General features: G+C 44.2%; 31 protein-coding genes. 15 read left to right on the top strand and 16 right to left on the bottom strand.

The window, feature by feature from the left end; translation table 11 throughout:
- The first annotated feature begins 1,093 nt into the window (after positions 1-1,093).
- The 13 genes from Y696_RS14465 to Y696_RS04445 all read left to right on the top strand — a co-directional run bounded on the left by Y696_RS14465 (position 1,094) and on the right by Y696_RS04445 (position 11,632).
- Positions 1,094-1,489: an AraC family transcriptional regulator gene (locus tag Y696_RS14465; protein ID WP_121509812.1), complete on the top strand. Its 396-nt coding sequence runs from the start codon at positions 1,094-1,096 to the stop codon at positions 1,487-1,489.
- Positions 1,490-1,519: 30 nt separating this feature from the next.
- Positions 1,520-1,903, top strand: a complete 384-nt coding sequence (locus tag Y696_RS04500; RefSeq protein ID WP_006492554.1) for a GyrI-like domain-containing protein — start codon at positions 1,520-1,522, stop codon at positions 1,901-1,903.
- Between the two features lie 813 nt (positions 1,904-2,716).
- Positions 2,717-4,117: an Asp-tRNA(Asn)/Glu-tRNA(Gln) amidotransferase subunit GatA gene (gene gatA, locus Y696_RS04495; protein ID WP_006492551.1), complete on the top strand. Its 1,401-nt coding sequence runs from the start codon at positions 2,717-2,719 to the stop codon at positions 4,115-4,117.
- The gene (gene gatB / locus Y696_RS04490; protein ID WP_006492550.1) at positions 4,117-5,559 is read left to right on the top strand and encodes an Asp-tRNA(Asn)/Glu-tRNA(Gln) amidotransferase subunit GatB; all 1,443 of its coding nucleotides are present in this window, start codon (positions 4,117-4,119) and stop codon (positions 5,557-5,559) included. The genes gatA and gatB overlap by 1 nt, the downstream gene beginning before the upstream one ends.
- On the top strand, positions 5,556-6,377 hold the full coding sequence (locus Y696_RS04485; protein ID WP_006492549.1) for a hypothetical protein: 822 nt from the start codon (positions 5,556-5,558) through the stop codon (positions 6,375-6,377). The genes gatB and Y696_RS04485 overlap by 4 nt, the downstream gene beginning before the upstream one ends.
- The gene (gene hemW, locus Y696_RS04480) at positions 6,377-7,516 is read left to right on the top strand and encodes a radical SAM family heme chaperone HemW (RefSeq protein ID WP_006492548.1); all 1,140 of its coding nucleotides are present in this window, start codon (positions 6,377-6,379) and stop codon (positions 7,514-7,516) included. The genes Y696_RS04485 and hemW overlap by 1 nt, the downstream gene beginning before the upstream one ends.
- Positions 7,500-7,949, top strand: a complete 450-nt coding sequence (locus Y696_RS04475) for a ferritin family protein (protein WP_006492547.1) — start codon at positions 7,500-7,502, stop codon at positions 7,947-7,949. Before hemW ends, Y696_RS04475 begins: the two co-directional genes overlap by 17 nt.
- Positions 7,949-8,452 (top strand): dCMP deaminase family protein, encoded by a 504-nt coding sequence (locus Y696_RS04470; protein ID WP_006492546.1) that lies wholly within the window; start codon positions 7,949-7,951, stop codon positions 8,450-8,452. Before Y696_RS04475 ends, Y696_RS04470 begins: the two co-directional genes overlap by 1 nt.
- A gap of 13 nt (positions 8,453-8,465) precedes the next feature.
- On the top strand, positions 8,466-9,302 hold the full coding sequence (locus tag Y696_RS04465) for a 2-oxoacid:ferredoxin oxidoreductase subunit beta (protein ID WP_006492545.1): 837 nt from the start codon (positions 8,466-8,468) through the stop codon (positions 9,300-9,302).
- The gene (locus Y696_RS04460; protein ID WP_006492544.1) at positions 9,299-9,910 is read left to right on the top strand and encodes a 2-oxoacid:acceptor oxidoreductase family protein; all 612 of its coding nucleotides are present in this window, start codon (positions 9,299-9,301) and stop codon (positions 9,908-9,910) included. The genes Y696_RS04465 and Y696_RS04460 overlap by 4 nt, the downstream gene beginning before the upstream one ends.
- Positions 9,907-10,338 carry a diacylglycerol kinase family protein gene (locus Y696_RS04455; protein ID WP_006492543.1) on the top strand — a complete coding sequence of 144 codons (432 nt, stop codon included), beginning with the start codon at positions 9,907-9,909 and terminating at the stop codon, positions 10,336-10,338. The genes Y696_RS04460 and Y696_RS04455 overlap by 4 nt, the downstream gene beginning before the upstream one ends.
- Positions 10,335-11,183, top strand: coding sequence for a M23 family metallopeptidase (locus Y696_RS04450; RefSeq protein WP_006492542.1), 849 nt, complete (start codon positions 10,335-10,337; stop codon positions 11,181-11,183). Before Y696_RS04455 ends, Y696_RS04450 begins: the two co-directional genes overlap by 4 nt.
- Positions 11,180-11,632, top strand: coding sequence for a DUF523 domain-containing protein (locus tag Y696_RS04445; RefSeq protein WP_006492541.1), 453 nt, complete (start codon positions 11,180-11,182; stop codon positions 11,630-11,632). The genes Y696_RS04450 and Y696_RS04445 overlap by 4 nt, the downstream gene beginning before the upstream one ends.
- Here Y696_RS04445 and Y696_RS04440 read toward each other — a convergent pair.
- Genes Y696_RS04440 through Y696_RS04410 form a run of 7 tightly spaced genes read right to left on the bottom strand, consistent with a single transcriptional unit; the run spans position 11,616 to position 16,578 of the window.
- Complete coding sequence (locus tag Y696_RS04440; protein WP_006492540.1) at positions 11,616-12,236, bottom strand: hypothetical protein; 621 nt, start codon at positions 12,234-12,236, stop codon at positions 11,616-11,618. The two genes, Y696_RS04445 and Y696_RS04440, sit on opposite strands and share 17 nt — an antisense overlap.
- Before the next feature lie 6 nt (positions 12,237-12,242).
- A complete protein-coding gene (locus tag Y696_RS04435; protein WP_006492538.1) occupies positions 12,243-12,701 on the bottom strand; it encodes a hypothetical protein in 459 nt (152 codons plus the stop codon).
- A gap of 15 nt (positions 12,702-12,716) precedes the next feature.
- Positions 12,717-13,817: an NADH:ubiquinone reductase (Na(+)-transporting) subunit F gene (locus Y696_RS04430; RefSeq protein ID WP_006492537.1), complete on the bottom strand. Its 1,101-nt coding sequence runs from the start codon at positions 13,815-13,817 to the stop codon at positions 12,717-12,719.
- Positions 13,818-13,830: 13 nt separating this feature from the next.
- Complete coding sequence (locus tag Y696_RS04425; protein ID WP_006492536.1) at positions 13,831-14,424, bottom strand: NADH:ubiquinone reductase (Na(+)-transporting) subunit E; 594 nt, start codon at positions 14,422-14,424, stop codon at positions 13,831-13,833.
- A 12-nt stretch (positions 14,425-14,436) separates the two neighbouring features.
- The gene (locus tag Y696_RS04420; RefSeq protein WP_006492535.1) at positions 14,437-15,036 is read right to left on the bottom strand and encodes an NADH:ubiquinone reductase (Na(+)-transporting) subunit D; all 600 of its coding nucleotides are present in this window, start codon (positions 15,034-15,036) and stop codon (positions 14,437-14,439) included.
- A 1-nt stretch (position 15,037) separates the two neighbouring features.
- Complete coding sequence (locus Y696_RS04415; protein WP_006492534.1) at positions 15,038-15,658, bottom strand: FMN-binding protein; 621 nt, start codon at positions 15,656-15,658, stop codon at positions 15,038-15,040.
- Positions 15,655-16,578: an RnfABCDGE type electron transport complex subunit D gene (locus tag Y696_RS04410; protein ID WP_006492533.1), complete on the bottom strand. Its 924-nt coding sequence runs from the start codon at positions 16,576-16,578 to the stop codon at positions 15,655-15,657. Before Y696_RS04410 ends, Y696_RS04415 begins: the two co-directional genes overlap by 4 nt.
- A gap of 66 nt (positions 16,579-16,644) precedes the next feature.
- Here Y696_RS04410 and Y696_RS04405 point away from each other — a divergent pair, with 66 nt between their 5' ends.
- Both Y696_RS04405 and Y696_RS04400 read left to right on the top strand, forming a co-directional pair.
- The gene (locus tag Y696_RS04405; RefSeq protein ID WP_006492531.1) at positions 16,645-16,905 is read left to right on the top strand and encodes a type II toxin-antitoxin system Phd/YefM family antitoxin; all 261 of its coding nucleotides are present in this window, start codon (positions 16,645-16,647) and stop codon (positions 16,903-16,905) included.
- 12 nt (positions 16,906-16,917) lie between these two features.
- Positions 16,918-18,057: an ABC transporter ATP-binding protein gene (locus Y696_RS04400; protein WP_006492530.1), complete on the top strand. Its 1,140-nt coding sequence runs from the start codon at positions 16,918-16,920 to the stop codon at positions 18,055-18,057.
- 60 nt (positions 18,058-18,117) lie between these two features.
- Here Y696_RS04400 and rpsT read toward each other — a convergent pair whose 3' ends face one another.
- Genes rpsT through Y696_RS04355 form a run of 9 tightly spaced genes read right to left on the bottom strand, consistent with a single transcriptional unit; the run spans position 18,118 to position 24,364 of the window.
- Positions 18,118-18,396, bottom strand: a complete 279-nt coding sequence (gene rpsT, locus Y696_RS04395; protein ID WP_006492528.1) for a 30S ribosomal protein S20 — start codon at positions 18,394-18,396, stop codon at positions 18,118-18,120.
- Positions 18,397-18,440: 44 nt separating this feature from the next.
- Positions 18,441-19,622 carry a methionine adenosyltransferase gene (metK, locus tag Y696_RS04390; RefSeq protein WP_006492527.1) on the bottom strand — a complete coding sequence of 394 codons (1,182 nt, stop codon included), beginning with the start codon at positions 19,620-19,622 and terminating at the stop codon, positions 18,441-18,443.
- A 22-nt stretch (positions 19,623-19,644) separates the two neighbouring features.
- Positions 19,645-19,950: a hypothetical protein gene (locus tag Y696_RS04385; protein WP_006492526.1), complete on the bottom strand. Its 306-nt coding sequence runs from the start codon at positions 19,948-19,950 to the stop codon at positions 19,645-19,647.
- Positions 19,951-19,955: 5 nt separating this feature from the next.
- Complete coding sequence (locus Y696_RS04380) at positions 19,956-20,969, bottom strand: hypothetical protein (RefSeq protein ID WP_006492525.1); 1,014 nt, start codon at positions 20,967-20,969, stop codon at positions 19,956-19,958.
- On the bottom strand, positions 20,966-22,213 hold the full coding sequence (gene hflX, locus Y696_RS04375) for a GTPase HflX (protein ID WP_259459846.1): 1,248 nt from the start codon (positions 22,211-22,213) through the stop codon (positions 20,966-20,968). Before hflX ends, Y696_RS04380 begins: the two co-directional genes overlap by 4 nt.
- A gap of 7 nt (positions 22,214-22,220) precedes the next feature.
- Complete coding sequence (hfq, locus tag Y696_RS04370; RefSeq protein ID WP_006492522.1) at positions 22,221-22,463, bottom strand: RNA chaperone Hfq; 243 nt, start codon at positions 22,461-22,463, stop codon at positions 22,221-22,223.
- Positions 22,456-23,376: a tRNA (adenosine(37)-N6)-dimethylallyltransferase MiaA gene (gene miaA / locus Y696_RS04365; RefSeq protein WP_006492521.1), complete on the bottom strand. Its 921-nt coding sequence runs from the start codon at positions 23,374-23,376 to the stop codon at positions 22,456-22,458. Before miaA ends, hfq begins: the two co-directional genes overlap by 8 nt.
- Positions 23,373-24,155: a class I SAM-dependent methyltransferase gene (locus Y696_RS04360; RefSeq protein ID WP_006492520.1), complete on the bottom strand. Its 783-nt coding sequence runs from the start codon at positions 24,153-24,155 to the stop codon at positions 23,373-23,375. Before Y696_RS04360 ends, miaA begins: the two co-directional genes overlap by 4 nt.
- Positions 24,152-24,364 (bottom strand): hypothetical protein, encoded by a 213-nt coding sequence (locus Y696_RS04355; RefSeq protein ID WP_006492519.1) that lies wholly within the window; start codon positions 24,362-24,364, stop codon positions 24,152-24,154. The genes Y696_RS04360 and Y696_RS04355 overlap by 4 nt, the downstream gene beginning before the upstream one ends.
- Positions 24,365-24,378 lie beyond the last annotated feature (14 nt).

Raw genomic sequence — 24,378 nt, 5'->3', positions numbered from 1 at the left:
AAGCACTCTCTCTTACCTGTGAAACCATCCTGTCTACTTCCTTCATGTTTCTCTTCTTCATCTTCTTTCCTCCTCTTCTCCAATCAAAATCTCGGATTGATAAGTAAGTTTCTGTAAACAGTCTCTCTTTCACTCTCGATCAATCTGTCTATCGCCTTGAAGTCTTTCTTCTCCCTGAATCTCATTCAAACCACTCCTCTCTTATCTGATGTTCATTACTCTTGATCTGATTGAATCTTCAACGATGTTTGAGTAGATCTCCCTTTCTCTGTAGTGAACCTTTCTTTCTCTTCCTCTCATCTTCCTCACCTCCTTCATAGGTAATGTGGGAAGGACTCTCCTGCCAGTTTCTCTTTGAACTTTCTGACTGCTCTTTCAACGGACGCTGGATCTATCACTTTTCTCATTCTCACACCTCCTTTTTATTAATCTATGCTTCTACATTCATAATATATCACACAAAATAATCAAAAGTCAAGAGGTAAAATAAAAAAATCTTAGATAAATATAATTATTATTGGAATTACTATAATTATTTGCTCTGATATAAAGAAAAATACTGAATATATTATGGAATCAAGCAACTGCAATTGGAAGAAGTGAATTATTGTCCAGTTTTCAGGTATATTATTTGTTCATTGTATTGAGAAGGATCAATTTTAGTTTTTAATTTGGCCAGTTTTAATGTTTGATTCTTTCTGCAGAACTAGATATATTTGACTAATTAACATTGAGGTTATACTATGGGCGATTTAAGATGTTTGTGCATTGGACAAGGGTAATTTGGTTGCTCGAAGGTCCAGTAAAAGAACCAGTTGGTATTAGTGGCCTTGAATCGGGAGGAGGTATTTGGTTTGTCGAAGGTTCACGCTAAGAAATCCTATTCACCAGAAAAAAGAGATACTTCACTTGAAGCTGCACCTTTACCTAATGATAGCATCCACTTCATGCTTGAAGCAGAGCGCAAGGCATCTCGACTTACATTCCATTCCAAAAGGAAAGATAAGATATGAATCAGTTCATCCCTGAGCGCCTTTTACATGGCGTCTGCATATCAAGAATAAACGAGATAATGAACTACATAGGATATTAACTGTCAGAGTCACTCACGCTTGATGAGCTGTCAGATGTAGCGGGATTCTCGAAATATCACTTTCACAGAATTTTCCATGCCTCCGCTGGAAACACTCTCTTCCAGTTCATATGGAGAACAAGGCTTGGAGAGGCTGTTACACTCTTTGCAAACGATCCCAATAGTACAGTTGCTCAGGTCGCAGATCAGTGCGGTTTCGCCAGCGGATCATCGCTCAGCAGAAGTATCAAGAAGCGTTTTGGAATGAATCCACTCCAGTTGAAAAATGAGAAATCCAATAAGATCAATAGCGGAGTGACTGAAAGCAATTTAGGTATTTTCGAAGGCAATGTAGATCACCCAACATTCTTTCCCGCCTCCACAATCGTAGCATCGACAGTATTTTTAGGAGGATGAATATGGGAAAAAGCCGAGAGAGTAGATACCGTGAATTTTGAGGAGAGTACGGTTGCTTATGTCCGCTACATAGGTCCTTGTGCGGGTGATGAGAAACTATTCGAAACCCTGTTCAACAAACTCTGTTCCTGGGCAGGTCCTCGAGGATTTCTGGAAAAGAAGAGCGCAAGTTCTCTCATCATTTACCACGATAATCCGGAAGTGACTGAAGAGGAAAAGCTGAGACTGAGCGTGTGCATTACAGTTCCTCAAGGCACAAGAGTAGACGGTGATATTGGAAAGATGATTGTTCCTGCAGGGGGATATGCGGTCGCACACTTCGAACTGGATTCAACCGAGTGTGCTCAGTCGTGGAACTGGCTTTACGATGTTTGCCTGCCTGAGAGTGGTTACATAGCTAACGACCTTCATTAGAGAGTGCCAGGATGTGGAAAGCTCAGAAGAGGGAATAAAATTGAGAGATCACTGTACCGACAAGTAGCACGTAGAACAGGACAATCAGTTTACTAATAACGGTTCTCCGTTCTCTTGAAAGAACAACTGCAAGTTGCTAGAGCATTTGTAAGTAGTCTCCACAGATTCTGTACCATGGATCCTTTTCTGCTAACGGAGAATCAGCTTCTTTTTATTTCCGCTTCCAAAACGATTTTTAATGACCCAGATCCCGAACTGAATTGCTGATGACCCTGAACAAGAAAATTTCAGGGGAGGCTCCACAGTATGACAAAGTAAGGAATTAGTATGAGTAATACTTGATAACAGCCTCGATAGCCCTGAAGGTCCTCGTGGGTCAACCGCTTCTGTTCAAAACCCCTAGACTCCGCATGCGAGAACCCTCTTGATTTGGTCATCTGAACTTGTTTCAGCATCTCTTTTCGATAATTTCGACCAAGTAAGATCCTTGCCGAGGAGTTAGATTCGCTAATGGAATGGCGAAAAATGGAAGCCAGATTCTTATGCTTACCATAGCCATTACCAGAGATAGTCGTCTACGGAAAATGCGCCGAAAAATTGCATCGCTCTTGTCAGGAAAACCGTGAACCGTTATTCCCTTTTCGAGCGCAACTAACAGAGTTTCGTTAAAGCGTGTACATAGCAGATAACTTCTCACTAGTGGTAGATGTAATAAGATTATGCTTCCGGCCTTCAGTATATTCGAGTTGCTCTCTTCTGTTAGAAGTGCCCTGAAAATGTTAGAATTGTCATGAATATCTGGAGGTGGCTTTCGTGACAAAGAACCCGCTAAATCTGAGGCTCTCGGAAATCATTTCTCTAGGAGACACTTACAAGTTCTACAAAGAGAGAATTGACAAATACAACAATGAACTCAATGCATTCCTTCAGGCAAGAACCCTTTCAGAAGAAAGACAGGGCTTTCCCTACGCCATAAAGGATAATATTCTTGCGGTAGGAACAAGGACGACTTGTGCGAGCAGAATACTCGAAAACTACGATTCACCATACGACGCAACAGTAACTCAGAAATTGAATTCCAAAGGTGGACAGCTTCTGGGCAAGACGAACATGGATGAGTTCGCAATGGGGTCATCAACTGAGAACTCAGCGTTTGGACCGTCGAGAAATCCCTGGGATCTGAATCGTATACCGGGTGGTAGTAGTGGAGGAAGTGCCGCAGCAGTTGCGGCAGGTCTCACACCTTTTGCGCTTGGAAGCGATACGGGCGGTTCAGTCCGGCAACCAGCCTCCATGTGTGGAATCGTCGGCTTTAAACCTACTTATGGACTTGTTTCGAGATATGGTCTGGTTGCATTTGCCTCTTCTCTTGATCAGATAGGCCCAATGACAAGATGTTCGCAAGACGCCGCAGACGTGATGTCGATGATCTCTGGCCATGATTCTTGTGACTCCAATACAATAAGACACTCTCTGTCCTTTGATGTTTCGCTTCGAGGGTACTTGAAGGGCCTGAAGTTCGCTATCCCTTCGGAAATGCTTAGCTATCCCGGTCTTGATGAAGAGGTGAAAGAAAGATTTCTTTCCATAACAAGAGACATAGAGAGGTCTGGTGCCGATGTTAAAGTAATATCCATACCTTCTGTCGAATACGCCGTTGCCACATATTATTTGATTGCTCCCGCAGAGGCCAGTTCGAACCTCTCTCGTTATGATGGAATAAGGTTTGGGCCGAGACAGCAGTCAGAGGATTATGAAGGTCTGACAAGCAAGAGCAGAGATAGGGGTTTTGGGAAGGAAGTTAAGAGAAGAATTCTACTTGGTACGTTCACCTTGAGTGCGACTTATTACGATGCTTACTATAGAAAGGCTTTGAAGACTAGACGAGTAATGGCCGGTGAACTAAGCAAAGTGCTAGATGAGTATGATTTCATCTTGAATCCTTCTTCTCCTTTAGTCGCTCCTAGGATAGGCGAAATAACTGACCCACTGGCGTATTACTTGATGGACATCTATACGATTCCGGCGAATGTCGCTGGACTGCCTTCGATCTCAGTTCCTGCAGGTTTTGTCAATGGAATGCCGGTAGGTGTTTTGATGACGGGCAAGAGATTCAGTGATGTCTCCATACTTGATGCCGCCAAAGGAATTGAGGATTTGTCTCCCTCTTTTAGTAATGGGCTTGCGATCATACCAGAAAGGTGGAGAGAGTAATGCTAAGAACTGTTATCGGACTGGAGATTCATGCTCAACTGAAAACAGAAACGAAAGCCTTTTGCAGCTGTAGAGCCGATGTTTTCGATCTCGAACCTAACACTGCAATCTGCCCAGTGTGCACTGGGCAGCCAGGCACACTGCCGGTGCTTAACAAGAAAGTAGTAGAGTTCGCAGTTTTGGCGGGAATCGCTATGAACTGCACCATAAACAAACGTTCTGTCTTTGACAGAAAGAATTACTTCTATCCTGACCTACCAAAAGGTTACCAGATAACACAGTACTTCTTTCCGATTGCAGAAAACGGTTATCTCTATCTGGAGAACGGAGAAGAGAAAAGAAAAGTGAGAATTCGCAGGATACATATCGAAGAAGACGCAGGCAAAATGGTGCATCAGGGAACGGATTCTATAACCGGATCGTCAGGAAGCCTCGTAGATCTCAACAGATGCGGTGTCCCTTTAATTGAAATTGTAACCGAGCCCGACCTTCGTAGTCCCTCCGAGGCTCGTATCTTTATGGAGCTTCTAAGAGACACGCTGAGGGCCCTGGAGGTATGCTCTGGAGATATGGAGAAGGGAGCATTACGCTGTGATGCGAATATCTCGATGGTCGATGAGACAGGACGAAGCTCTAATAGAGTAGAGGTAAAGAATATCAATTCCTTCAAGTTCGTTGAAAAGGCACTTGAATTCGAGCAAGAGAGAATCTCAAAAGCGCTCTTATCTGGAGAGGACGTCGCAAAAGAAACAAGGTCCTGGAGCTTTTCGTCCAAAGAGACTTTTTCAATGAGATCGAAGGAAGAAGAAAACGATTATCGGTACTTCCCTGAACCGGATCTTCCAGTTCTGGTAGTCAGTGATGAAGTCATCGAAAGGATCAAAGAAAGTCTTCCCGAGCTACCATGGCAAAAGATCGACAGATTTGTTGAGCAATACTCGCTCCCGAGGTACGATGCAAGCGTACTCTCTTCAGACGGGGACATCGCTTCATACTTCGAAGAAGTCGCTCAGGTCACTGGAAAGCCGAAAGAGAGTTCGAACTGGATAATGGGAGAGGTAATGCGATTCATGAATGACAAGGGACTTACCATCGAAGAGGTCAAGGTAAGTCCGGAACATTTCAAAGAGCTTTTTGATTTAATAGATGAAGGAAAGATCTCCAACAAGATCGCCAAAGATATCTTCCCGACAGTTGTTGAAGAAAAGAAGTCGCCCAGAGAGATAGTAAGAGAAAAGGGGCTTGAACAAATAGATGATGATAAGGTAATCGAGGATGCCCTTCAGAAGGCTATGGTTAACAATCCCGTCGCTGTGCAGCAGTTCAGGGACGGAAAGGAAGGTGTTCTCGGTTACTTCGTAGGAGCTGTAATGAAGGCAACAAGAGGTAAGGCAAATCCATCGAAAGTCAATGAAATCGCAAGGAGGATGCTCAAAGGTTGAAGAGAGCTTTATGTCTGTCACTTGTATTGCTTTTTGGGATTCTTCTTCTTTCCGAAACCCAGTTAAAGCTCAACAACGCAGGATGGAGTGTTTCAGCAGATATCAGGGCTTACGAGGACATCTATTTGACTCTAGCATTGGCTACGGGAATTCCTTACGTTGGTGTCACATATGTTGACAGTTGGGAGGAGTACTCTACCGGATTTTTGAAGTTGAAAATCCAGGACGGCGTTTTCAGAGGATCATTGTTGGCCAGTCACGAAGGTCTATTTATGGGAGTCAGGTATGTGTCTAACACTAATCAGATTCCTATCTTTTCTCACACCGCTCTTGAACTGGAACTTTCGACGGTTAGCAAGATGAAGTATCTTGTAAGAAACTGGGTACGACTCCCTTTAGGTCAGCTTAACGGAGGATTAAGTGTCTTTCTTCACGGAGAGGATTCCTTTTCATTCAACGATATTGGTCTATACCTTTATGCAAAAGAATATGAGCGAAGTCTTAGAATTAGAAACATGGAAAGCAATGTTGTCGCAACTGTTGACCTTAAAACAAACGACTCGCTAGGCGAGGTTGGATATGGTATAGGTATAGGAATGAACTACTTGTCCTTCGATCCCGGACTGGCCTTCGCAGGCAGCTTTATTGTTCCCGCAGGCGATTTGAGGCTTATGCTTTCTCCTACAGTAATGGTGAGCATGCGTGGAATTGACGCTCAGTTACTTATCTCGAAACTTGGGAGTGATGATTCAATCTTTGCTGGAATCTCGGTAACAAACTTCAATCTCAACGGGATCTTCATGAGGCTTATTTTCTGATGGGCATGGGACTCTATATCCATATTCCTTTTTGCGCGAGGAGATGCTCATACTGCGATTTTTGCACGGTTGAGTATGATGGTGATCTCGTACGACAATACAACGACTTGCTGAAGAAGGAAGTAGAAATGTATCCAGCTTCAGAGAGGGTTGAGACTCTTTACTTTGGAGGAGGTTCGCCTTCCTTATATCCTGTCGAGCTTCTTAGGGATTTGATGTCGTTCATTTCCTGCTCATTTGATGCCGCGCCAGTGGAGGTTACAATAGAGGCCAACCCCTGGGAACTCAATATAAAAAACCTTAAGCAGTGGAGGGATATTGGATTCAACAGGCTCTCGATCGGTATACAATCATCGGAAAGGGAGATCCTCGAACGATGCGATAGACCCGTCCCTAAGAATCTCAGAGACAGACTGATGGCCAGCAGAGATATCTTTGAAAACCTAAATCTCGATTTCATTCTGGGGTTACCTGGAGAAAACGAAAGCAACGTTGCCGGAAACCTTGAAATGATTAGCGCCATAAACCCGGATCATGTATCGTACTATGTTTTTGATTCTGACCACGAAACTAAATTGATGCGGCTTGTCCATGATGATATCATTGATTTACCGAGACAAGAAATAGTAGAAGGCCTTCACGATATTATTCTTGATTCTTTAAGCAAAATGGGGTTCAGTAGATATGAGATCTCATCATGGGAGAGAGGACGTCGTGAGTGTCTTCATAATCTCAAGTATTGGCGAAACGAGCAATATATGGGCTTTGGCGTTTCAGCCGGTAGCCACTTCGATAGAAAGAGGTACGTGAATACTTCGGATCTCCTTGAGTATCGATATCTCGTTAATCTTCGAAGGAGACCGGTTCTTGAATTGAGGGCGAACTCAGTCATTCAAGAGGTTTTTGAAACGCTTTTTATGGGACTAAGACTGGTGGAAGGCGTTGATTTATCAAAGCTGGAACTTCCCGATGAGTTGAATAATACTTTGGTCTCCAAGCTTAGAGCTCATCTTGGTGACTACCTTTCGCCAGATAACAGTCGAATAAGATTGAACGATAATGGAATGGACTTTTCTAGAAGCGTTCTGGAGAAGCTTATCGATATCAAGGAGGAGATGGTGATTGCTTTCTCCACATGAAATACTCGAGTTGGCAGTGAAAGTCGAAGAAGCCGGGGTAAGCTTTTACAGGGAACTTGCAGAAAACGTTGATGATGAAAGTAAGCGTTCACTCTTTAGATATCTTTCGAAGCAAGAAGATGGACATGCGGAAACATTCAAGTTTCTGCTAAGGAAATTCGAAGAGGAGTCCCTCGAACTCATAAACTGGGATGACTCAAGGGCATACGTTGAAGACCTGGCAAATGGTAGTGTTTTCTCCAGAAGTCTTCATGATTCTATGAGCAATTCCGATTATCAGAAGATAATTTCTCTTGCAATTGAAGCTGAGAAGAAAAGCATAGCATTCTACGAAAGCATTCAAAAAAACGCAAGATTTACCACAGCAGATGCCCTTAAGAGGATTATTAAAGAAGAGAATAATCATATTGAACTTCTGAAGGGAATGATGTGATGTCTGCAGAAGATCTGTCGGATTTTCTTAAGGGTTTCTCCACACACAAACCGGAAAGTAAAGCGGAGAGCTGGGATTCATATTTCATGAGACTTGCCTACCAGGTTCGGGAAAGGTCCAGCTGTCACCACAGGAAGGTCGGAGCTTTGATTGTTAGGGAGAACAGGATACTGTCTACGGGTTATAACCAGCCACCTTCGGGATTTCCACACTGCGATGAAACCGAGTGCATTCGAGACGCTCTTGGAATCCCTTCCGGTCAAAACCAGGAAATTTGCTATGCGGCCCATGCCGAACAAAACGCGATTGCACAAGCAGCGAAATTTGGAATAGCGACCAATGGATCAACTATTTATGTAACTCATCGTCCGTGTTCGATTTGCGCCAGACTTATAATAAATGCGGGAATAAAGAGGGTCGTTTTTTCTGAGGGATATCCTGACCCATTGACCGAGTTCATGTTTGAAAAAACAAATGTCACGATGACACAATTTACGAAATGAATGGGAGGAAATCATGGCTATTGCAAGGCTAACTAAGTATTTGAGGCAGGATAGAATGCCTCACGTTTGGTGTCCCGGTTGTGGGAACGGTGTCATTATGAAAGCATTCATAGATGCTGTCGACAAAAATGCTCTCGATCCAGACAGAGTCTCTGTTGTCTCGGGAATTGGTTGTTCTTCAAGGGTAACGGGCTATCTTAACTTCAACACTATGCATACTCTTCACGGTAGAGCAATAGCGTTTGCAACGGGGGTCAAGCTTGCCAGACCTGAGTTTAAAGTTGTTGTGATGGGTGGGGACGGAGATATGCTCGCAATTGGCGGAAATCACTTCATTCATGCTTGCAGACGGAATATGGATATAACGGTGATAATATTCAACAACAATATATATGGAATGACCGGGGGGCAGTACTCTCCAACCACACCTCATGAGAAAATCGCATCGACTTCTCCGTACGGCAATGTAGAGAACTCATTTGACATTGTCAATCTGGCACTTGCCTCGGGAGCAACATACGTCGCAAGATCAACCGTCTTTCACTATGCGCAGATGGTTCAGTTCATTCAGAGGGCCCTCGATCACAAAGGTATGGCAGTAGTAGAAATAATGACCAACTGTCACACATACTACGGTAGATACAACGCCATGTCACAACCTGAAGACATGCTTGCCTATTTCAAGAAGAACACAGTGCAAATTAACAAGGCCAGGACAATGTCTCCAGAGGAATTGGCCGATAAAATCGTGGCCGGTGAATTCGTAAACAAGAATGCTGATACATACAGCGATAGCTACAGAAAAAAGATCGAGGAATTGATGAAGGCAGAAAGAGGTGACAATGGATGAAGCAAGCGTTCACACAACCTCATTCAGTAAGGATTTCGGGTATTGGGGGCCAGGGCAACGTTTTGATGGGAATAATTCTTGCCGAAGCCCTAATTATTCAAGGAAATTGGGTAGTTCAAACCCAATCCTACGGGGCTCAGGTGAGGGGCGGACTCTCGTATTGTGACGTGCTTTTTAACAGTGAACCAATCGACTATCCCAAAGCTCATTCCTTCGAACTAATTTACTCGATGCATCAGACGGCTGTAAACGCTCATGTCCCTCTCTTACATGTGAACGGAGTACTGATAGTCGACTCCACCATGGTCAGTTCTATTCCAAAAGAAGGAGTAAGAATGACCAGAAAGATTATTCAGAAACCAGTCACCGAGCTTACTGAAAAAAAATTCGGCAGCACTCTTCCAGCAAACATGGTCGGATTGGGCCTAATAGCCAGAGCGGGAAGTTTCGTGACTACTCAGTCCCTTAAAGAGGCCATGACGAAACACATTAAAGCGAAATATGTTGAAATGAATGCCCAGGCGATTGATTTCGGTTACTCACTAATAGAGAAGTCTTACAGTATTAGAAGAGAAAGAATCGATTCTGTCGGCCGGGGATTCGAATGAGAAAGTTTGTTAGAAGCCTAGGGAACGCTACTAACGGAATAAAACATCTTCTAAGAGAGAGAAACTTCAGGATCCAGCTTGTGATTGGGGCCGTTATTCTCTCTCTTGGTGCGCTGATCCAAGTAGATAAGAATGATTATTATTGGCTGCTTTTCTGTACGTTTATGGTATTACTACTGGAAGGAATTAATACTCTAATAGAGAAGCTTGCAGACATTTTGCGACCATACTATGACGAAAGAGTACGAGTATTGAAGGACACGGCGGCTTCCGTGGTACTCTTAGGAAGTGCGGTCTCAGTACTGATAGGTTTATCCATTATTTTACAAACGATTTTTGGTTTGCATTTTGCCGTTGGACTGCTTTTTGGTATAATCATTTTGGTTGTCTTCTTTTCTTTAGGGCTTTTTGGAGGTGGCAGGGAATGAACCGTCGGGTCATTCTGTTATTCCTATTTATGTCTTCGTTGTTGATGACTCGCAGTTTCGCGTTTTTTCTTGTTACATACGTGGTTAGAGCGGGAGATTCGATTCATACTATTTCAAGAGATTTGGACGTTAGCATCTCAACTATTATTGATTTCAACAATCTCAAAAATCCCAACAGTATAAAGGCCGGGGATACGCTTCGAATACCCCAGCCGGATGGTTTGATCTATGAAGTTCAGTCGGGCGACACCTTTGACTATATCGCGAAACTTTTCTTTTCTCCCGTTGATGAACTAATTGCAGCCAACAATCTTAAGCCTGATTCCGTTATCAATCCGGGACAAAGAATCTTCATTCCTATGTCGTTGGTCAATCTATACCAATATATTCCCCAAAGCTCGCCTTTCAGGTGGCCAATATACGGAGTCATTTCATCAGACTACGGCTGGAGAACCCACCCTGTTACCGGGCAACCCTCTTTCCATTCAGGACTTGATATCGCTGCACCGGAAGGGACGCCGATATTTGCGGGTTCTGGGGGTACGGTTGTTTTTGCTGGTGTAAATGGCGGCTACGGAAACATGGTTGAGATTCAACACGATAACGGTTACTTGACACGTTACGGTCATATGAGCAAAATCAGCGTTTATGTTGGTCAGAGGGTTGATGCGGGATCACTGATCGGTCGGGTAGGGAGCACTGGGGTCTCTACGGGGCCTCACGTTCACTTCGAAGTAAGAGATCCAAGAGCCAACACAATGAATCCATTATCAATGCTTCCCACACGTGATCTGATGTACGTAATTAGAAGAGAGGACGATGGAACTGCCGCCGGTGGTAAATGACAAAGATACTTGTTAGTGCTTGTCTGATTGGTGTGAACTGCACTTACCGTGGAGATAATAACCTGTCCTTAAAGCTTTTAGAGCTTGTTGACAGGTTTGTTTTTTTACCGGTATGCCCGGAACAGCTTGGAGGACTTCCGACACCTCGTCCAAGAGCGGAAGTCACAACCTCCAGTGATTGGAGGGCAGCGAAGTTGGTGCTAGATCAGTTTGGAAATGATGTCACTCAAAACTATTTACGGGGTGCGGAAGAGGTGCTTAAAATCGCCAAACTATCTGGAGTTAGTATAGCTATACTGAAATCAAGAAGCCCCTCTTGTGGATGCAGGGGCATTTATGACGGAACCTTTAGTGGAGTAATGGTTGACGGTATGGGAATCACTGCGGAACTTCTTCTAAAGAACGGTATCGAAGTCTACTCTGAAGATGAGACTAACTTCTTATACTAGAATCGAAAAGCTCCGTTAGAATTAGCCGCTCTTCATCTTCTTCAAGCGTAAATCCTGGACTCTTCACCAACACGACCCATTTCCCTTTCTGCCAGATGAGAGTTTGATCCCGTCCTCCAAATCTGACGATTTTTGCGTAATAGTAATCAGGTTTTTTTATTCTTCCTAGATCCCTGGTTAGCACAGACGCTTCCACGAGAAACAACGTGTCCCAAACGCTTCTTGCGGAATCAACTGAAAATGTCTTCCAAATATACACATTGATATTTCTGGAATTCACCTCAAACTGAAGGCAGACAACCGAATTATCCTCAGGTGGATAAAATACGCGTATGCTCTCCCCGTCTTCTCGGTCCACAGAGACTCCGTTTGCGAGACCCTGGTCTGGTGGAAACGGCGCTTCTCCAAGAAGAGAGAAAACATCGTCATTGAAGGTCAAATCGGAAAGGTTCACATCCTCAGAAGGAACTACAACTTCCATCTTGTATCCAAAGGCATAATACGATACAAAGGCAATAAGCAATACCACAAAGAAGACCGTAAACAGGGCTCTGTTTCTCGAGGAATATTTCTTACCGTTCTTGCCTGAATTCAAAATTCCCATCTGCAGTCAAACCAACTCTAGAATCTTTGCAACTCTTGCGGGGTCAAGTCTATAAGGTGAACCTTTGCCCTGAAAAAATCCATGTTCTCGTATTAAGTGAATGGAGATCGGCGAATAATCGATCTCTTCCTTCAGAGCGATATTTCTCACATTGACGTTTACCTTCTTTGAAAGATGACCATGGCGAAATGGACATGGAATGTAACCTCTGCTTTCCTCCACAATCACTACAAAACGATCGTCGACCTTCACAGGGGAACCGAATCCTCTTTCACCCTCCTTCATAAGCATTTCCAGTTTATCTGCGATAATCTCGTTTGTAAGGCCAAGTTCTTTGACGGTTATCTGGTCTTCACTGATTATATCAACAAGATTCCTGTCATCATCACCCAAAAAACCAGGACCGGTGATATTTCCCGCTCTCATATTTTCTTGAATTCTGTCGAAATCCGGAGTTTGTTTCATTTTCTCACCTCCACACTAACCGAATTTGTCGTAGAATATTTTTTCTTCGAGTACTTTGTGCCTAATCAAGACACGTATGCAGGCATTTATCATTCCCGGACTGCCACAGAGATACGCTTCTCTGTCAATCTCGTCTCCTTGCTCGGAGAGATACCTGTCCACAACATCTGTTATCAATCCAGTTTCCCCTTCCCAATTATCTTCTGGCACTGGATCAGAAAGTGCTGGAATGAAATGAAAATTGGGCATCTTTCTTTCAACCTCTTTCATCTCCTCAAGGTAGAAGAGATCTCTCTTGCTTCTTGCTCCAAAGAAATAATAGGCATTTCTTTTCACTTCTCTCTCCATCATGTCATAAATTATTGATTTGATGGGAGCCATTCCAGAGCCACCCGCAATGAATATTATATCTGAATCGGTGTCTCTCAAGTAAAAATCACCGAAAGGTCCAAGAATCCTAATTCTGTCTCCAACTTTCAGTATTTTGTGAACGTAAGTTGTGACAATCCCGTTCGGGACAAGTCTTATCAGCAATTCAACACCGCTCTTAACCGAGGGTTGCGAGGACATCGAATATGCCCTCATTGTTTCACCCTTGATATCTCCATAAGCTGGAACTATCAGCTGCACATACTGACCTGCCTTGAATTCGATCTCATCTTCCAAATCAAAGAAGACTTCCTTAATGTCATGTGTCACATCCTTTATCGATGAAACACTGGCGATGTATTCCCTTATATTGAACAATTCTTCCGGGATCTCGATTGATATATCACTCTTAACCTTAATCTGGCACGAAAGCCTAATGTTGTTTTTCTTCTCTTTCTCGGAAAGATATGGTAGTTCTGTCGGGAGAATGGGCCCGATGTCTGTCAAAACCCTTACCTTGCAAAGTCCGCAGCTGCCTTTACCCCCGCATGCAGAGGGAATGAAGATCTTCTCACTTGCAAGCGTAGACAGAAGAGTCGCTCCGCCTTTCACTTTCAAGTCTTTCGAATCATTTACTCTTATACTAACTTCTCCATAGTTGTTCACAAGGGCATCCGCAACAGTGAGAATTGCAGCGAGCAGCGCCGAAATTCCTCCGATCACAAGAGCTGATATGACTATTTGCAATCAAAACACCACCTTATTGAACGGGCAACATGCCCGAAAAACCCATGAAGGCAAGTGCCATTATTCCGATAATTATCACTGTAATGCCTGGGCCAACCAACTGAGGAGGTAGATCATTCTCTCTCATTCTCATGCGCATTGCAGACAGTGCGACTATCGCAAGCCACCAGCCAGCACCGGAACCGAACCCAAAGAACAGAGACTGGATGAGGTTGTACTCTCTGATTATCATGAAGAGAACTCCACCGAGAATTGCGCAATTGACTGTGATGAGGGGTAAGAAGATTCCCAAGTTGATGTAGAGAGCCGGAGAGAATCTTTCAATGATCATTTCCAGGAACTGCACAAAAGCAGCGATTACAACAATGAATACTATGTACCTTAGATAATCGAGATTCAGAGGAACTAATATGTAATAGTAGACTATGTAGTTGAGAACAGAAGTAAGCGTAAGAACGAATGTCACTGCCATACCAAGCCCATTGGCAGTTTTTATGTCTTTAGAAACCGATATGAAAGAGCACATCCCCAGAAAATTGCTCAGCACCATATTACTTGTCAATGCCGCCGCTATCATTATTACAAATGGATTAAGTGGAACTCCCATCTAAACCCCTCCTTACTTCTTCTTGACGATCGGCGTTCTCGCGATCCAGATTATCGCACCTAAAATAAAGAAGGCGCTGGGAGCCATTATCATTATCACCCAAGGAGTGAAACTTTCCGGCATAACTCTCACTCCAAAAATCGTGCCAAAACCCAAAAGCTCTCTTATAAAGGCTACGGCAAGAAGAATCAGCGAATAGCCAATTCCCGCGGACACGCCGTCGAGAAAGGAAAGAATCGGACCGTGAGACTGGGCAAAGGCTTCTGCTCGTCCCATAATGATACAGTTCGTTATTATCAGCCCAACATAAGGACCAAGAGCCTTGCTGATAGAGGGTAGATATGCTTTGAGGACAATATCGAGAATTATCACGTAAGTTGCAATAATAAGAACCTGAATCATCATACGCACGTTTCTTGGAATCAGTTTTCTGAGAGCGGAGATGGTCAGTGAAGAGAAAGCGGTAACAAAGATTAGACCTACTCCCATAATCAGAGTGTTTGTCAGATTGTTTGTGACTGCTAGAGCAGAACAGATCCCCAGAATCTGCACTATTACCGGATTATTCTTCCAGATGTTTGCAAGAAAGACCGTCTTCTTGGAATCAGCCATTTTATTTCACCACCTCGCGAACGACGGGTAATACAGAATTAATCGCCTTGTTCAAGAGGATCTGTATTGATTCAGATGTTCTGGTGGCTCCCGTAATTGCGTCAACTCGAGCATCTTCTTTAGAGACAGTAACCTGTCCCGTAACCACAGCCACTCTTGCAGAGGGATCTGAAGAGATCTTCTCTCCTCTGAACTGCTCCTTGAACTGACTTTCGTCAATTCTACCTCCAAGACCGGGCGTCTCCGAGTGGCTGACGAAATCTATTCCGGTAATCCTCGTTCCCTCCTCATTGAATGCAATGAGTGCCGTAATTGTCCCCCACAAGCCCGGACTCTGTACTGTAAAGGCTAACTCCTTTGAGCCATCTTTGTTGACAATGTAAACTGTCTGATCCCCGGTGATCTCTTCAATCCTGTTGCCATAAAGCCTTAGAATTTCCTCATCTGAGACTGAGTCGATGTCTTCTGCGAGATTAAACACGTAAACGAGAGATCTTTGGAATTCCAGTTGCTCATTCTTCTCGATCGTGCCGGAAGCCAAAGCGTTAATGCCAGCAAGACATAAAACGAAGACCGTTGTGAGAACAAAGGTAAAAACTACTGAGAACAATCTGTCACTCATGCCCTCACCTTCTTCGGGGTGTTAAGGTAATCCAGAAGAGACGCAAATGTGTTTGCAATGAGAACAGCGAACATAAGACCCGCACCGAAAAGAGAGAAAGACCCTATTATCACCGCTAGTGAACCGATCATAGCTCCATATATCCATTTCGACTTTTCTTTCTTCGGAGCGCTTACAGGATCGGTGGCCATGAATACTGCCCCAAACAATATACTACCTCCAATAATCCAGTAAAACGGGCTCATTTTAGAAGGGTCGAATATATAGACAATCCCTGACATGACAAATGCTGACAAAAGCGTCGAGACAATTATCTTCCACGAAGCAACTTTGGTGATAATAAGGTACACAGCTGCAGCTGCTATCAACCACTTTGCTGTTTCACCTGATGAGCCGGAGATATTGCCAAATATCATTCTCCACGCACTTACACTTCCTCCATTTCGGATGACATTCGCTGGAGTGGCCATAGTAATGATATCGGAGCTAATCCAGCGAACGAATCCCTGTCCCCAGCTTTGAACCGCCGGCGTCCAGCTCTGTTGAACGGCTGCGGGAAAGCTAATATAGACAAAGGCCCTTCCGACCAAGGCCGGATTGTAGAGATTCTTCGCGAAACCCCCGAAGGCCATTTTCGCAAAGATTATCGCAAATGAAGAGGCAACAATTACAATCCAGAAGGGCACTGCCGGTGGAAGAATCAGGCCAATCAGAAAGCCGGTGACTATTGCGGCCTCGCTGACGGGTTTTCCCTTTTTCTTTTCGAATAACCATTCGACAAAAACCGAGATGAGAATGGACAGAAACACCTTGGAAAACACGACCCAGCCGAAATTACCAACAGCGAAGATCAGAATTGGAAGGAGAGCGTAGATTACCTTTCTCATCATTGGTTGTTTCAAGAAGAACTTCTTCGCCATCTCTGGCACCTCCAAAGCTTGACTATAATTATGGTCATGCTGTATAATGGTCCCGAGGTGGTTCCTTTGTCAAGATTACATGAGCTCTCTTTTTTTTCTCTGGCCGAAGCAAAAACGCACTTTTCAAAGGTCGTTGACGATTGTGAGAAGGCCGATATAATTATAACAAAAAATGGTCTTCCCAAGGCTGTAGTGATGGACTATCGCAAGTACGTGCTCTTCAACAGGTTTCTTGAGAGGGTTTATGATCTCTATTTAATGGACGCTGGCGATGAAGCGATGGATGTTGAAATAAAGGATCTTATTGTTCAAGTCGATGATGATTGACGGAGGTGTAAGATGGCAGAAGTTATCCTCGAGAAGGTAGGTAAGACTTATCCAAATGGAGTCAAAGCTGTTTTGGATGCAAATCTGGAAGTAAAAGACAAAGAGTTCCTTGTTTTATTGGGCCCTTCCGGCTGTGGAAAGACAACGACATTGAGAATGATAGCCGGATTGGAAGAAATCACCGAGGGAACAATAAAAATCGGTGGTAAAGTCGTTAACGATGTCGAACCTAAGGATAGAGACATCGCTATGGTTTTCCAGAATTATGCTCTTTACCCGCACATGTCTGTTTATGAGAATATGGCATTCGGACTGAAGCTTAGGAAGACTCCCAAGCCCGAGATTGAGGAAAGAGTCAAGGAAGCTGCCAGAATCCTTGGAATAGAGCAGCTACTTGATCGAAAGCCAAAGCAGCTTTCCGGTGGTCAGAGACAGAGGGTTGCCGTTGGAAGAGCGATAGTTAGAAAGCCAAAAGTCTTCCTCTTTGACGAACCTCTATCCAACCTGGACGCGAAGCTGAGGGTGCAGATGAGGGCGGAACTGAAGAGGCTCCACCAGAATCTACAGGCAACGATCATCTACGTCACTCACGACCAGGTTGAAGCAATGACAATGGCAGACAAGATTGTCATAATGAAAGATGGCATTATTCAGCAGATAGGTGATCCTTATTCGGTCTACTTTGAACCGAGAAATAAGTTTGTCGCGGGGTTTATAGGAACTCCAGCAATGAACTTCATAAGCGCAAAGCTTGTATCCGAAAACGGTAGTGTTTGGGTCGTCAAAGAAGACATGAAACTTCTGGTTCCTGATGACAAGGTTGACAAAGTTAAAGGTTTGGTCGGTAAGGACATAACATTCGGCATAAGACCGGAGGATATATACGACAAGATGTACGCCGTCGCGCCAAAGGATGAGTATACAGTCAAGGGCAGTGTAGACGTTGTTGAACCTCTAGGTAGCGAAACGCTTATCCATGCAAACATTCACGGAGATGACATTGTGGCGAAAGTAGACCCGAAGAGCAGAGCGGCTGCCGGCAACAAGATGGATCTTGTTTTCGATATGTCGATGATGCATTTGTTCGATCCTGAGACTGAAGAGAACGTCCTCGCAGGGACACATCAGGACGCAGCTCCAGAGAATCTTTGATTGCTGCTGTTGACAGCAAAAAAAGGTGGCTAAAGCCACCTTTTTTCATTTTTGATTGTATTATCCTCTCGTCTCGACGTATGTTTTCACTTTTGAGGTCAATCTAGCCTTTTTACGGGAAGCCGTATTCTTGTGTATCGTCCCGGACTTAGCCGCCTTATCGAGAGTAGAATATACTTCACTGAGCATGGACGAAACGAGCTTTGGATCTTCACCCTCTTCTATAGCTTTATACAGCTTCTTTGAAGCATTTCTAAATTTCGTCCTGACAGCCTTGTTCATCATTGTTTTCTTGGCGGTCTGTCGTACTCTCTTTTTTGCTGATGCATTGTTTGGCACTTATCACTTCTCCTCCTTTCGAGATTTACCTGTTAATTGTATCATCAATCCAGTGCTTTCTTCAATTGGTCTACCGCATCGGTTTCTTCCCAGGGAAGATCAACATCAATCCTGCCAAAATGACCAAATGCCGCTGTCTGTCTGTAGATTGGTCGCCTGAGATTGAGACGGTCTATAATGGCGGCGGGCCTGAAGTCAAAAACCTTTAGAACGGCCTTTCTTAATTTCTCGAGATCCACCTTCTCCGTATCGTGAGCATCTATCATGAACGACACGGGTTTTGCAACTCCAATTGCATAAGCCAACTGAAGTGTTACTCGTTCCGCCAATCCGGCAGCTACAATGTTCTTCGCAGTGTATCTGGCCATGTAATGAGCCGATCTATCGACTTTCGTCGGATCCTTACCGCTAAAGGCGCCTCCGCCATGAGGTATCCAGCCTCCATAGGTATCGACAATAATCTTTCTCCCGGTCAAACCAGTATCGGCCGAAGGTCCACCCTTGACAAAACGTCCGGTTGGATTCACGAAGATTTCGACGCCCTCAAGCAATAGTTCATGCTCGATAACCGGGGCTACCACATTGTCAACGACAAGTCTTTCGATTTCGTGGCTGGTCAGATCGGGATCATGCTGGGTTGAAACTACAATAGCAGTCACACCAACCGGTTTTCCGTCTTGATACTTAACGGTAACTTGGGTCTTTCCATCAGGCCTGAAGCCTTGGACGGTTCCATCCCTTCTAACCTGACTGAGTCTTCTGGCAAGTCTATGGGCGAGAACGATAGGCAAAGGCATCATTTCCGGCGTCTCGTTCGTTGCGTAACCAAACATCATACCCTGATCACCGGCCCCAATAAGTGCGTATCTATCTACATCATTCTTCTTTGCCTCATACGACCTGTCAACTCCAAGAGCTATATCCGGTGACTGTTCGTCTATACTTGTGAGAACTGCACAGGTTTCCCCATCGAAACCAAACTTAGCCCTGTTGTATCCAATATCGAGAATTGTATCTCTGACAACTCTCGGAATATCGACATAGGCTTTTGTACTTACCTCTCCGGCAACTACCGCAACCCCTGTAGCAAGAAGAGTCTCAACTGCGACCCTCGAGTTCTCATCTTGTGTTAACATTGCATCCAAAATCGCATCGGAAATCTGATCGGCCATCTTATCGGGATGGCCTTCCGTAACACTTTCACTGGTGAACAACCAAGTCTTCATAACTGCCTCCTATAAAATGAATCTATTCTTCATATTCTTCTTTGGAAATGAATCTACCGCCAACAATTTCGAAAGACAAAGGTTTGAAAGCTCTATTGAATTCAGCAGTGATCTGAATCCTGTTCTGACAGTTGCTGCCAATGAACTCTTTGTCGAGCCTGTAAGCACCCTTACCTTTTCCATAGTTTACACTGACATCGTAATACTTTCTAAGATGGCTTCTGAATTTCTCTCCGCACTTGTTGCACTGAAAGTGCACAACCACAGTGTTCCCGTTGTCGTAAAAGGGATTCCTGCCAATATCGCGCGGCTTCTTCTTGAAAAACATCTGAATTACCTCCTCATTTCAATTCTGAAGTCTTTCGAAGCCTCGTTCCCCCAGTGATCTCGAACTACCACCCTTGCATCTCTAGGATTTGTCCAGTCGATGTCATCCCAGATGTTTATTGGCAGGACACTGAGCGAAATCCTCGAGTTTAAGTTGAACCAATAATCCGATTCCGTTGATGGCGATGAATATATTTCGCGAACCTTATCGACTTCGTCCAATTCAAATGATACGAAATCTATCTGGTAGATCAAACTGTTCTCTACGTACAGCTCAATAGTCTTGGGACTTATCGGATGCCTCAGCTGCACCTTTGCGTGAAGATCCAGTGGAGTGTTTGGAGTCATTTCTATCGTTGGTTTACCTTCCGAAAATGAGTACGTTTTTCCGCCCGCTCTTATGTCAAGTATTTCAATTGCTGGAGTTGGAGAACCTGTATCGAAAAAGAATCCCGGATTGATTATCGTCTGCATTGTTGAATCCCTAACCTCCAGATGAAGATGAGGAGGAACATTACCGCTGTTTCCTGACTTTGCGACAACATCGCTCTTTCTGAACGGAAGCTCTCTAGGGTCAAAGGTTACTTCGACATACTGATCTCCAAACTCAGAAATTAGCTGGTGATAAAGATCATTTAGTTTTCTTCCCGTTAACGTAGAAGTGTCCCCGACTTCGTTCACGTGTGCGAAGATCACATTGATACCTTCCTCATTAGTAAGAATATTCGTGACTTCGGGAAGCGTAAGGGCTATCCCAATGCCATATATAGGATGGTTTATATAGATCTGGTGCACATACGAATCGTCTGGAGAACGAAGATCAAGTCCCACAATGCTTCCAGTTGAGTAATCCATTCCCATGTGGAAATGCTCGGGATAGTTGATATTTTTGGAATTCCCCCTAAACTCGCCAAAATAGCCCGTTATCTCCGGTGCCCTCTTCAAAGGAAAAAGAAGTGTCACCGAAAACAACATTCCAGTAGTCAGAATTACCAGTATGACCGATAATAACCTCTTCATTTTCTTCCCTCCTCACATATAGAAGAAATGAGCCTTTCATTTATCTCATCGGAGGACAAATATTCGATCTCGATGAGCTCTCTGTCAAAGCTCTCAGAAAGCACCTCCACGGAGTTTCTAAATCTCATGAAATTCGAAAACTCGGCAGGAGTTAATCTCAACGTTCTTCTCGACTTTTCACCAAAGAGTTTCCTTGTGATTTCGTTAAGTATGCCCTCAATGTTGTAGCTTCTCAATGCACTTACCATTACTGAATCTGGAAAGAATCCTTCCAGTTCGGCCAGTCTTTCATTCGTACAGAGATCGATCTTGTTCAGAACGTGAATTCTTCTGATCTCTCCCGCACCTATTTCACGTAGAGTACGGTCTACTACAGAGTACTTGTCTTTAATTGCCATGTCAGATGCATCGGAAACTACCACGAGGATATCGGAGTACTTCACTTCGTCCAACGTGGATTTGAAGCTCTCCATCAACTCGTGTGGCAGTTCTCTTATGAACCCAACTGTGTCGGAAACCAGTAACTGCATTCCAGCCGGCAACTTCGCTTTCCTGACTCGGGTATCGAGCGTTGCGAAAAGCTTATCCTCTATGACTAGATCCTCGCTGCTAATCTCGGAGACTAACGATGATTTCCCAACATTTGTATAGCCAACAAAAGAAACAAGAGGTACGGAAGATGACTGTCTCTTCTTGCGTGATATCTCTCTCCGTTTCGCCAGTTCTTCGATCTCTTTTCTGAGGCGGGAAATCCTGTCCTGAGCCTGTCGTCTATCTATCTCAAGCTTCTTCTCGCCCGGTCCTCTTGTGCCTATGCCTGCTCCGGTTTGTGAAAGCATCCTGCCAAATCCCTTCAGTCTCGGAAGTTGATACTTAAGGCTGGCGAGCTCTACTTCAAGTTTTCCCTCTTTCGTCGTTGCATGTTCAGCGAAGATTTCAAGAATCAACTGCGTTCTGTCTATGACAGGTATCCCCAGCAGTCTTTCAAGATTCATCGCCTGAGACGGTGATAACTCATGTCGTGTTATCGCAAGAGATACACCAAAGGCTTCAATCATTCTCTTCGCGAAGTCAACCTTTCCTTTTCCAAGGTAGTGTCTTGGATCGGGATAATCAAGATTCTGAACGACGTTTTCCGTTACATAATAACCAGCAGTTCGGGCGAGCTCTTGAAGCTCGCCCAGTATTTCTGTTTTCATATTCTGTTCTTCAGACGAAAAAACAGCGACAAGTAAAGTGTCTATACTCTCTTCAGTCCTCCTTCTTGCCCGAAGTATTCGTCAACTTCACATACTTCTGAGGAACCATCATCTTGATAGCATGCTTGTAAACAAGAGTCTGTTCCTGACCATCTTCAAGCAGCACAGTGAAATTGTCGAAAGACTTGACCATCCCCTTCGTCTGGAACCCACCTTCGAGATAGATCTTGACTTCGATCCGGTTAACCCTTAAAAGATTCAAGAAACGATCCTGCAAATTGAACTTTTCAGCCATTCTTACCCCCCCAAACTGAGAGAATCGTATTTTCAAGAACCTGAGCCGCCTCATTTCCGAGAGTGGACAGGTCAATTCTCAAAGCTTCTCTGTATCTTCTGAACCAAATAATCTGACGACGAGCGTATCTTCTAGAGTTTACGATGATCCGCTCACTGGTATCCGTAAGGGATACTCCACACTTTATATATTGTACCATCTCAGCGTAACCTATTGTCTTCAGTGCGTTGAGTTCCGGAGCATAACCCATCTCGAGAAGCCTTTCCGTCTCTTCTGCAAGACCAGAGTCAATCATCCTGCGGACACGTGCCTCGATTCTTCTGTGCAGCTCGTCCCTTTCTCTCTGTAAAATCACTATACCAAACTCTCCCGACATCTCGCTCTCTTTATGGAATTCAGTTAACGGTTTCCCTGTTCTGAGAAAAACCTCAAGATATCTGACAGTACGTTTCAAATCATTTTCGTGTATCGTTTCAAAGGCTTTGGGATCGACTTTCCGGAGCAGCTCTCTTAAGAACCCCTTTTTTTGTGATTCGATTTGTAGCAGGGCTTCACGAATAGTTTCATCTCTAGCCGGAACATCCGCCAATCCTCTGATCAGGGCGTCAGCATACAGGCCCGTCCCACCGGCCAAAACAGGGATTTTACCCCTTGATTTAATCTCTGCGATAGATTTGAGAGAGAGCTTCCTGAATTCCATCACGTCGAAACTCTCATCGGGATCTCGAATGTCTATCAGCCAATGCTTAAGCAGAGATAGTTCTGTACGTGTTGGTTTTGCAGTACCAATATCCATGAAGCGATAAATCTGACGAGAATCCACGGAAATCACTTCTATCGGAAGTCTTCCAGCGATTTCCAGCAGAAGTGAAGTCTTTCCGACGGCAGTTGGACCTAGTACTAAAGGGATCATTTCTTTTCAATCACCCCATATAATACTCCACTTTTCTTACTTCCCCAGAGTCTATCGAAGTGAAGACCAAGCTCCTCGAAAAGCGTGTCTCTCGTTCTGCTCTTAATTATGAATCTCTTCGAAGCAACCCGTATCATTTCATCCACATCAGACCTTATTATTCTCTCATATACGGCAAAGGGTCTTAGCGGATTGATTGAATGGGAACTCAACTGGGGTCTGTCAAACATAGGGTCACAGTAAACAATATCGTAAGAGTTGTCTGCACAAGACTTTACGAACTCCCGCAGATCAATATTGTGAAGTTCGATTCTTGTTGATGCCTCTCTTATCCATTCATCAGTGTAAGGGTAGTTTCGAAGGCCGTGCGACACTACTCTGAATATGTGTTCGGACGCTTCAAGGCCAACGACTTTGCCCCGAGGCAAGAAGTGTGCAATGAGAAGCGCCTCGTTTCCCAGTCCAAAAGTTGTGTCAAGGACTATCTCTTCACCATGAAGCTCCATGCTGTTTATCAGGTAGTCAGAATTTTGAAGCTTGATGTTCTTGTATCTGACCTTTGACATTCCTGGGTGAAAGAAGAAAACAGATTCTCCGGCCTTTATGGAAAGTTGACCGTTCTTATCAAACACGTAATAGAAATCAACGGGACTCTCTTTCTCAAATTCCCTAAGTCGGCCTCTCGAAACATACTTCACTCCCAGTTCCTCCGCCAGAGTTCTGGCATTCACGACTTCTTCTCTAGTAGGCTTGTGAGAGGTTGTTACTACGAATCTCATCTATTTCCTCCAGTGTCATTTTGCGGCATTCCCGGAGCCAGTTGCCTTAAGAGCTCCAGTTCAGATTCCTTGATTTCGATTTCTTTCTCGAGAGCATCATACTCCCTCTGGAGGTTCTCGAGTTTTCTCTGAGCCTGCTTGTAACGTGCTATTGCGTTATAGTTGGTGATTAACAGGAGCGAAAAAAGCAGCGCCAGAAAGATGAACAATCCAAGCGGAAATC

The organism is Mesotoga sp. H07pep.5.4, assembly GCF_003664935.1.
In the GTDB taxonomy this organism is placed as follows: domain Bacteria; phylum Thermotogota; class Thermotogae; order Petrotogales; family Kosmotogaceae; genus Mesotoga; species Mesotoga prima.
Note: the sequence above shows the minus strand (reverse complement) of the source record. Positions and strands in the feature narration are given on the sequence as shown.

Coding starts and splice junctions, on each gene's coding strand:
- gatB (WP_006492550.1), top strand. CDS start 4,117: ATGCTAAGAACTGTTATCGGACTGGAGATTCATGCTCAACTGAAAACA.
- hemW (WP_006492548.1), top strand. CDS start 6,377: ATGGGCATGGGACTCTATATCCATATTCCTTTTTGCGCGAGGAGATGC.
- Y696_RS04470 (WP_006492546.1), top strand. CDS start 7,949: ATGTCTGCAGAAGATCTGTCGGATTTTCTTAAGGGTTTCTCCACACAC.
- Y696_RS04465 (WP_006492545.1), top strand. CDS start 8,466: ATGGCTATTGCAAGGCTAACTAAGTATTTGAGGCAGGATAGAATGCCT.
- Y696_RS04460 (WP_006492544.1), top strand. CDS start 9,299: ATGAAGCAAGCGTTCACACAACCTCATTCAGTAAGGATTTCGGGTATT.
- Y696_RS04455 (WP_006492543.1), top strand. CDS start 9,907: ATGAGAAAGTTTGTTAGAAGCCTAGGGAACGCTACTAACGGAATAAAA.
- Y696_RS04450 (WP_006492542.1), top strand. CDS start 10,335: ATGAACCGTCGGGTCATTCTGTTATTCCTATTTATGTCTTCGTTGTTG.
- Y696_RS04445 (WP_006492541.1), top strand. CDS start 11,180: ATGACAAAGATACTTGTTAGTGCTTGTCTGATTGGTGTGAACTGCACT.
- Y696_RS04440 (WP_006492540.1), bottom strand. CDS start 12,236: ATGGGAATTTTGAATTCAGGCAAGAACGGTAAGAAATATTCCTCGAGA.
- Y696_RS04435 (WP_006492538.1), bottom strand. CDS start 12,701: ATGAAACAAACTCCGGATTTCGACAGAATTCAAGAAAATATGAGAGCG.
- Y696_RS04425 (WP_006492536.1), bottom strand. CDS start 14,424: ATGGGAGTTCCACTTAATCCATTTGTAATAATGATAGCGGCGGCATTG.
- Y696_RS04420 (WP_006492535.1), bottom strand. CDS start 15,036: ATGGCTGATTCCAAGAAGACGGTCTTTCTTGCAAACATCTGGAAGAAT.
- Y696_RS04415 (WP_006492534.1), bottom strand. CDS start 15,658: ATGAGTGACAGATTGTTCTCAGTAGTTTTTACCTTTGTTCTCACAACG.
- Y696_RS04410 (WP_006492533.1), bottom strand. CDS start 16,578: ATGGCGAAGAAGTTCTTCTTGAAACAACCAATGATGAGAAAGGTAATC.
- Y696_RS04400 (WP_006492530.1), top strand. CDS start 16,918: ATGGCAGAAGTTATCCTCGAGAAGGTAGGTAAGACTTATCCAAATGGA.
- metK (WP_006492527.1), bottom strand. CDS start 19,622: ATGAAGACTTGGTTGTTCACCAGTGAAAGTGTTACGGAAGGCCATCCC.
- Y696_RS04385 (WP_006492526.1), bottom strand. CDS start 19,950: ATGTTTTTCAAGAAGAAGCCGCGCGATATTGGCAGGAATCCCTTTTAC.
- Y696_RS04380 (WP_006492525.1), bottom strand. CDS start 20,969: ATGAAGAGGTTATTATCGGTCATACTGGTAATTCTGACTACTGGAATG.
- hfq (WP_006492522.1), bottom strand. CDS start 22,463: ATGGCTGAAAAGTTCAATTTGCAGGATCGTTTCTTGAATCTTTTAAGG.
- miaA (WP_006492521.1), bottom strand. CDS start 23,376: ATGATCCCTTTAGTACTAGGTCCAACTGCCGTCGGAAAGACTTCACTT.
- Y696_RS04360 (WP_006492520.1), bottom strand. CDS start 24,155: ATGAGATTCGTAGTAACAACCTCTCACAAGCCTACTAGAGAAGAAGTC.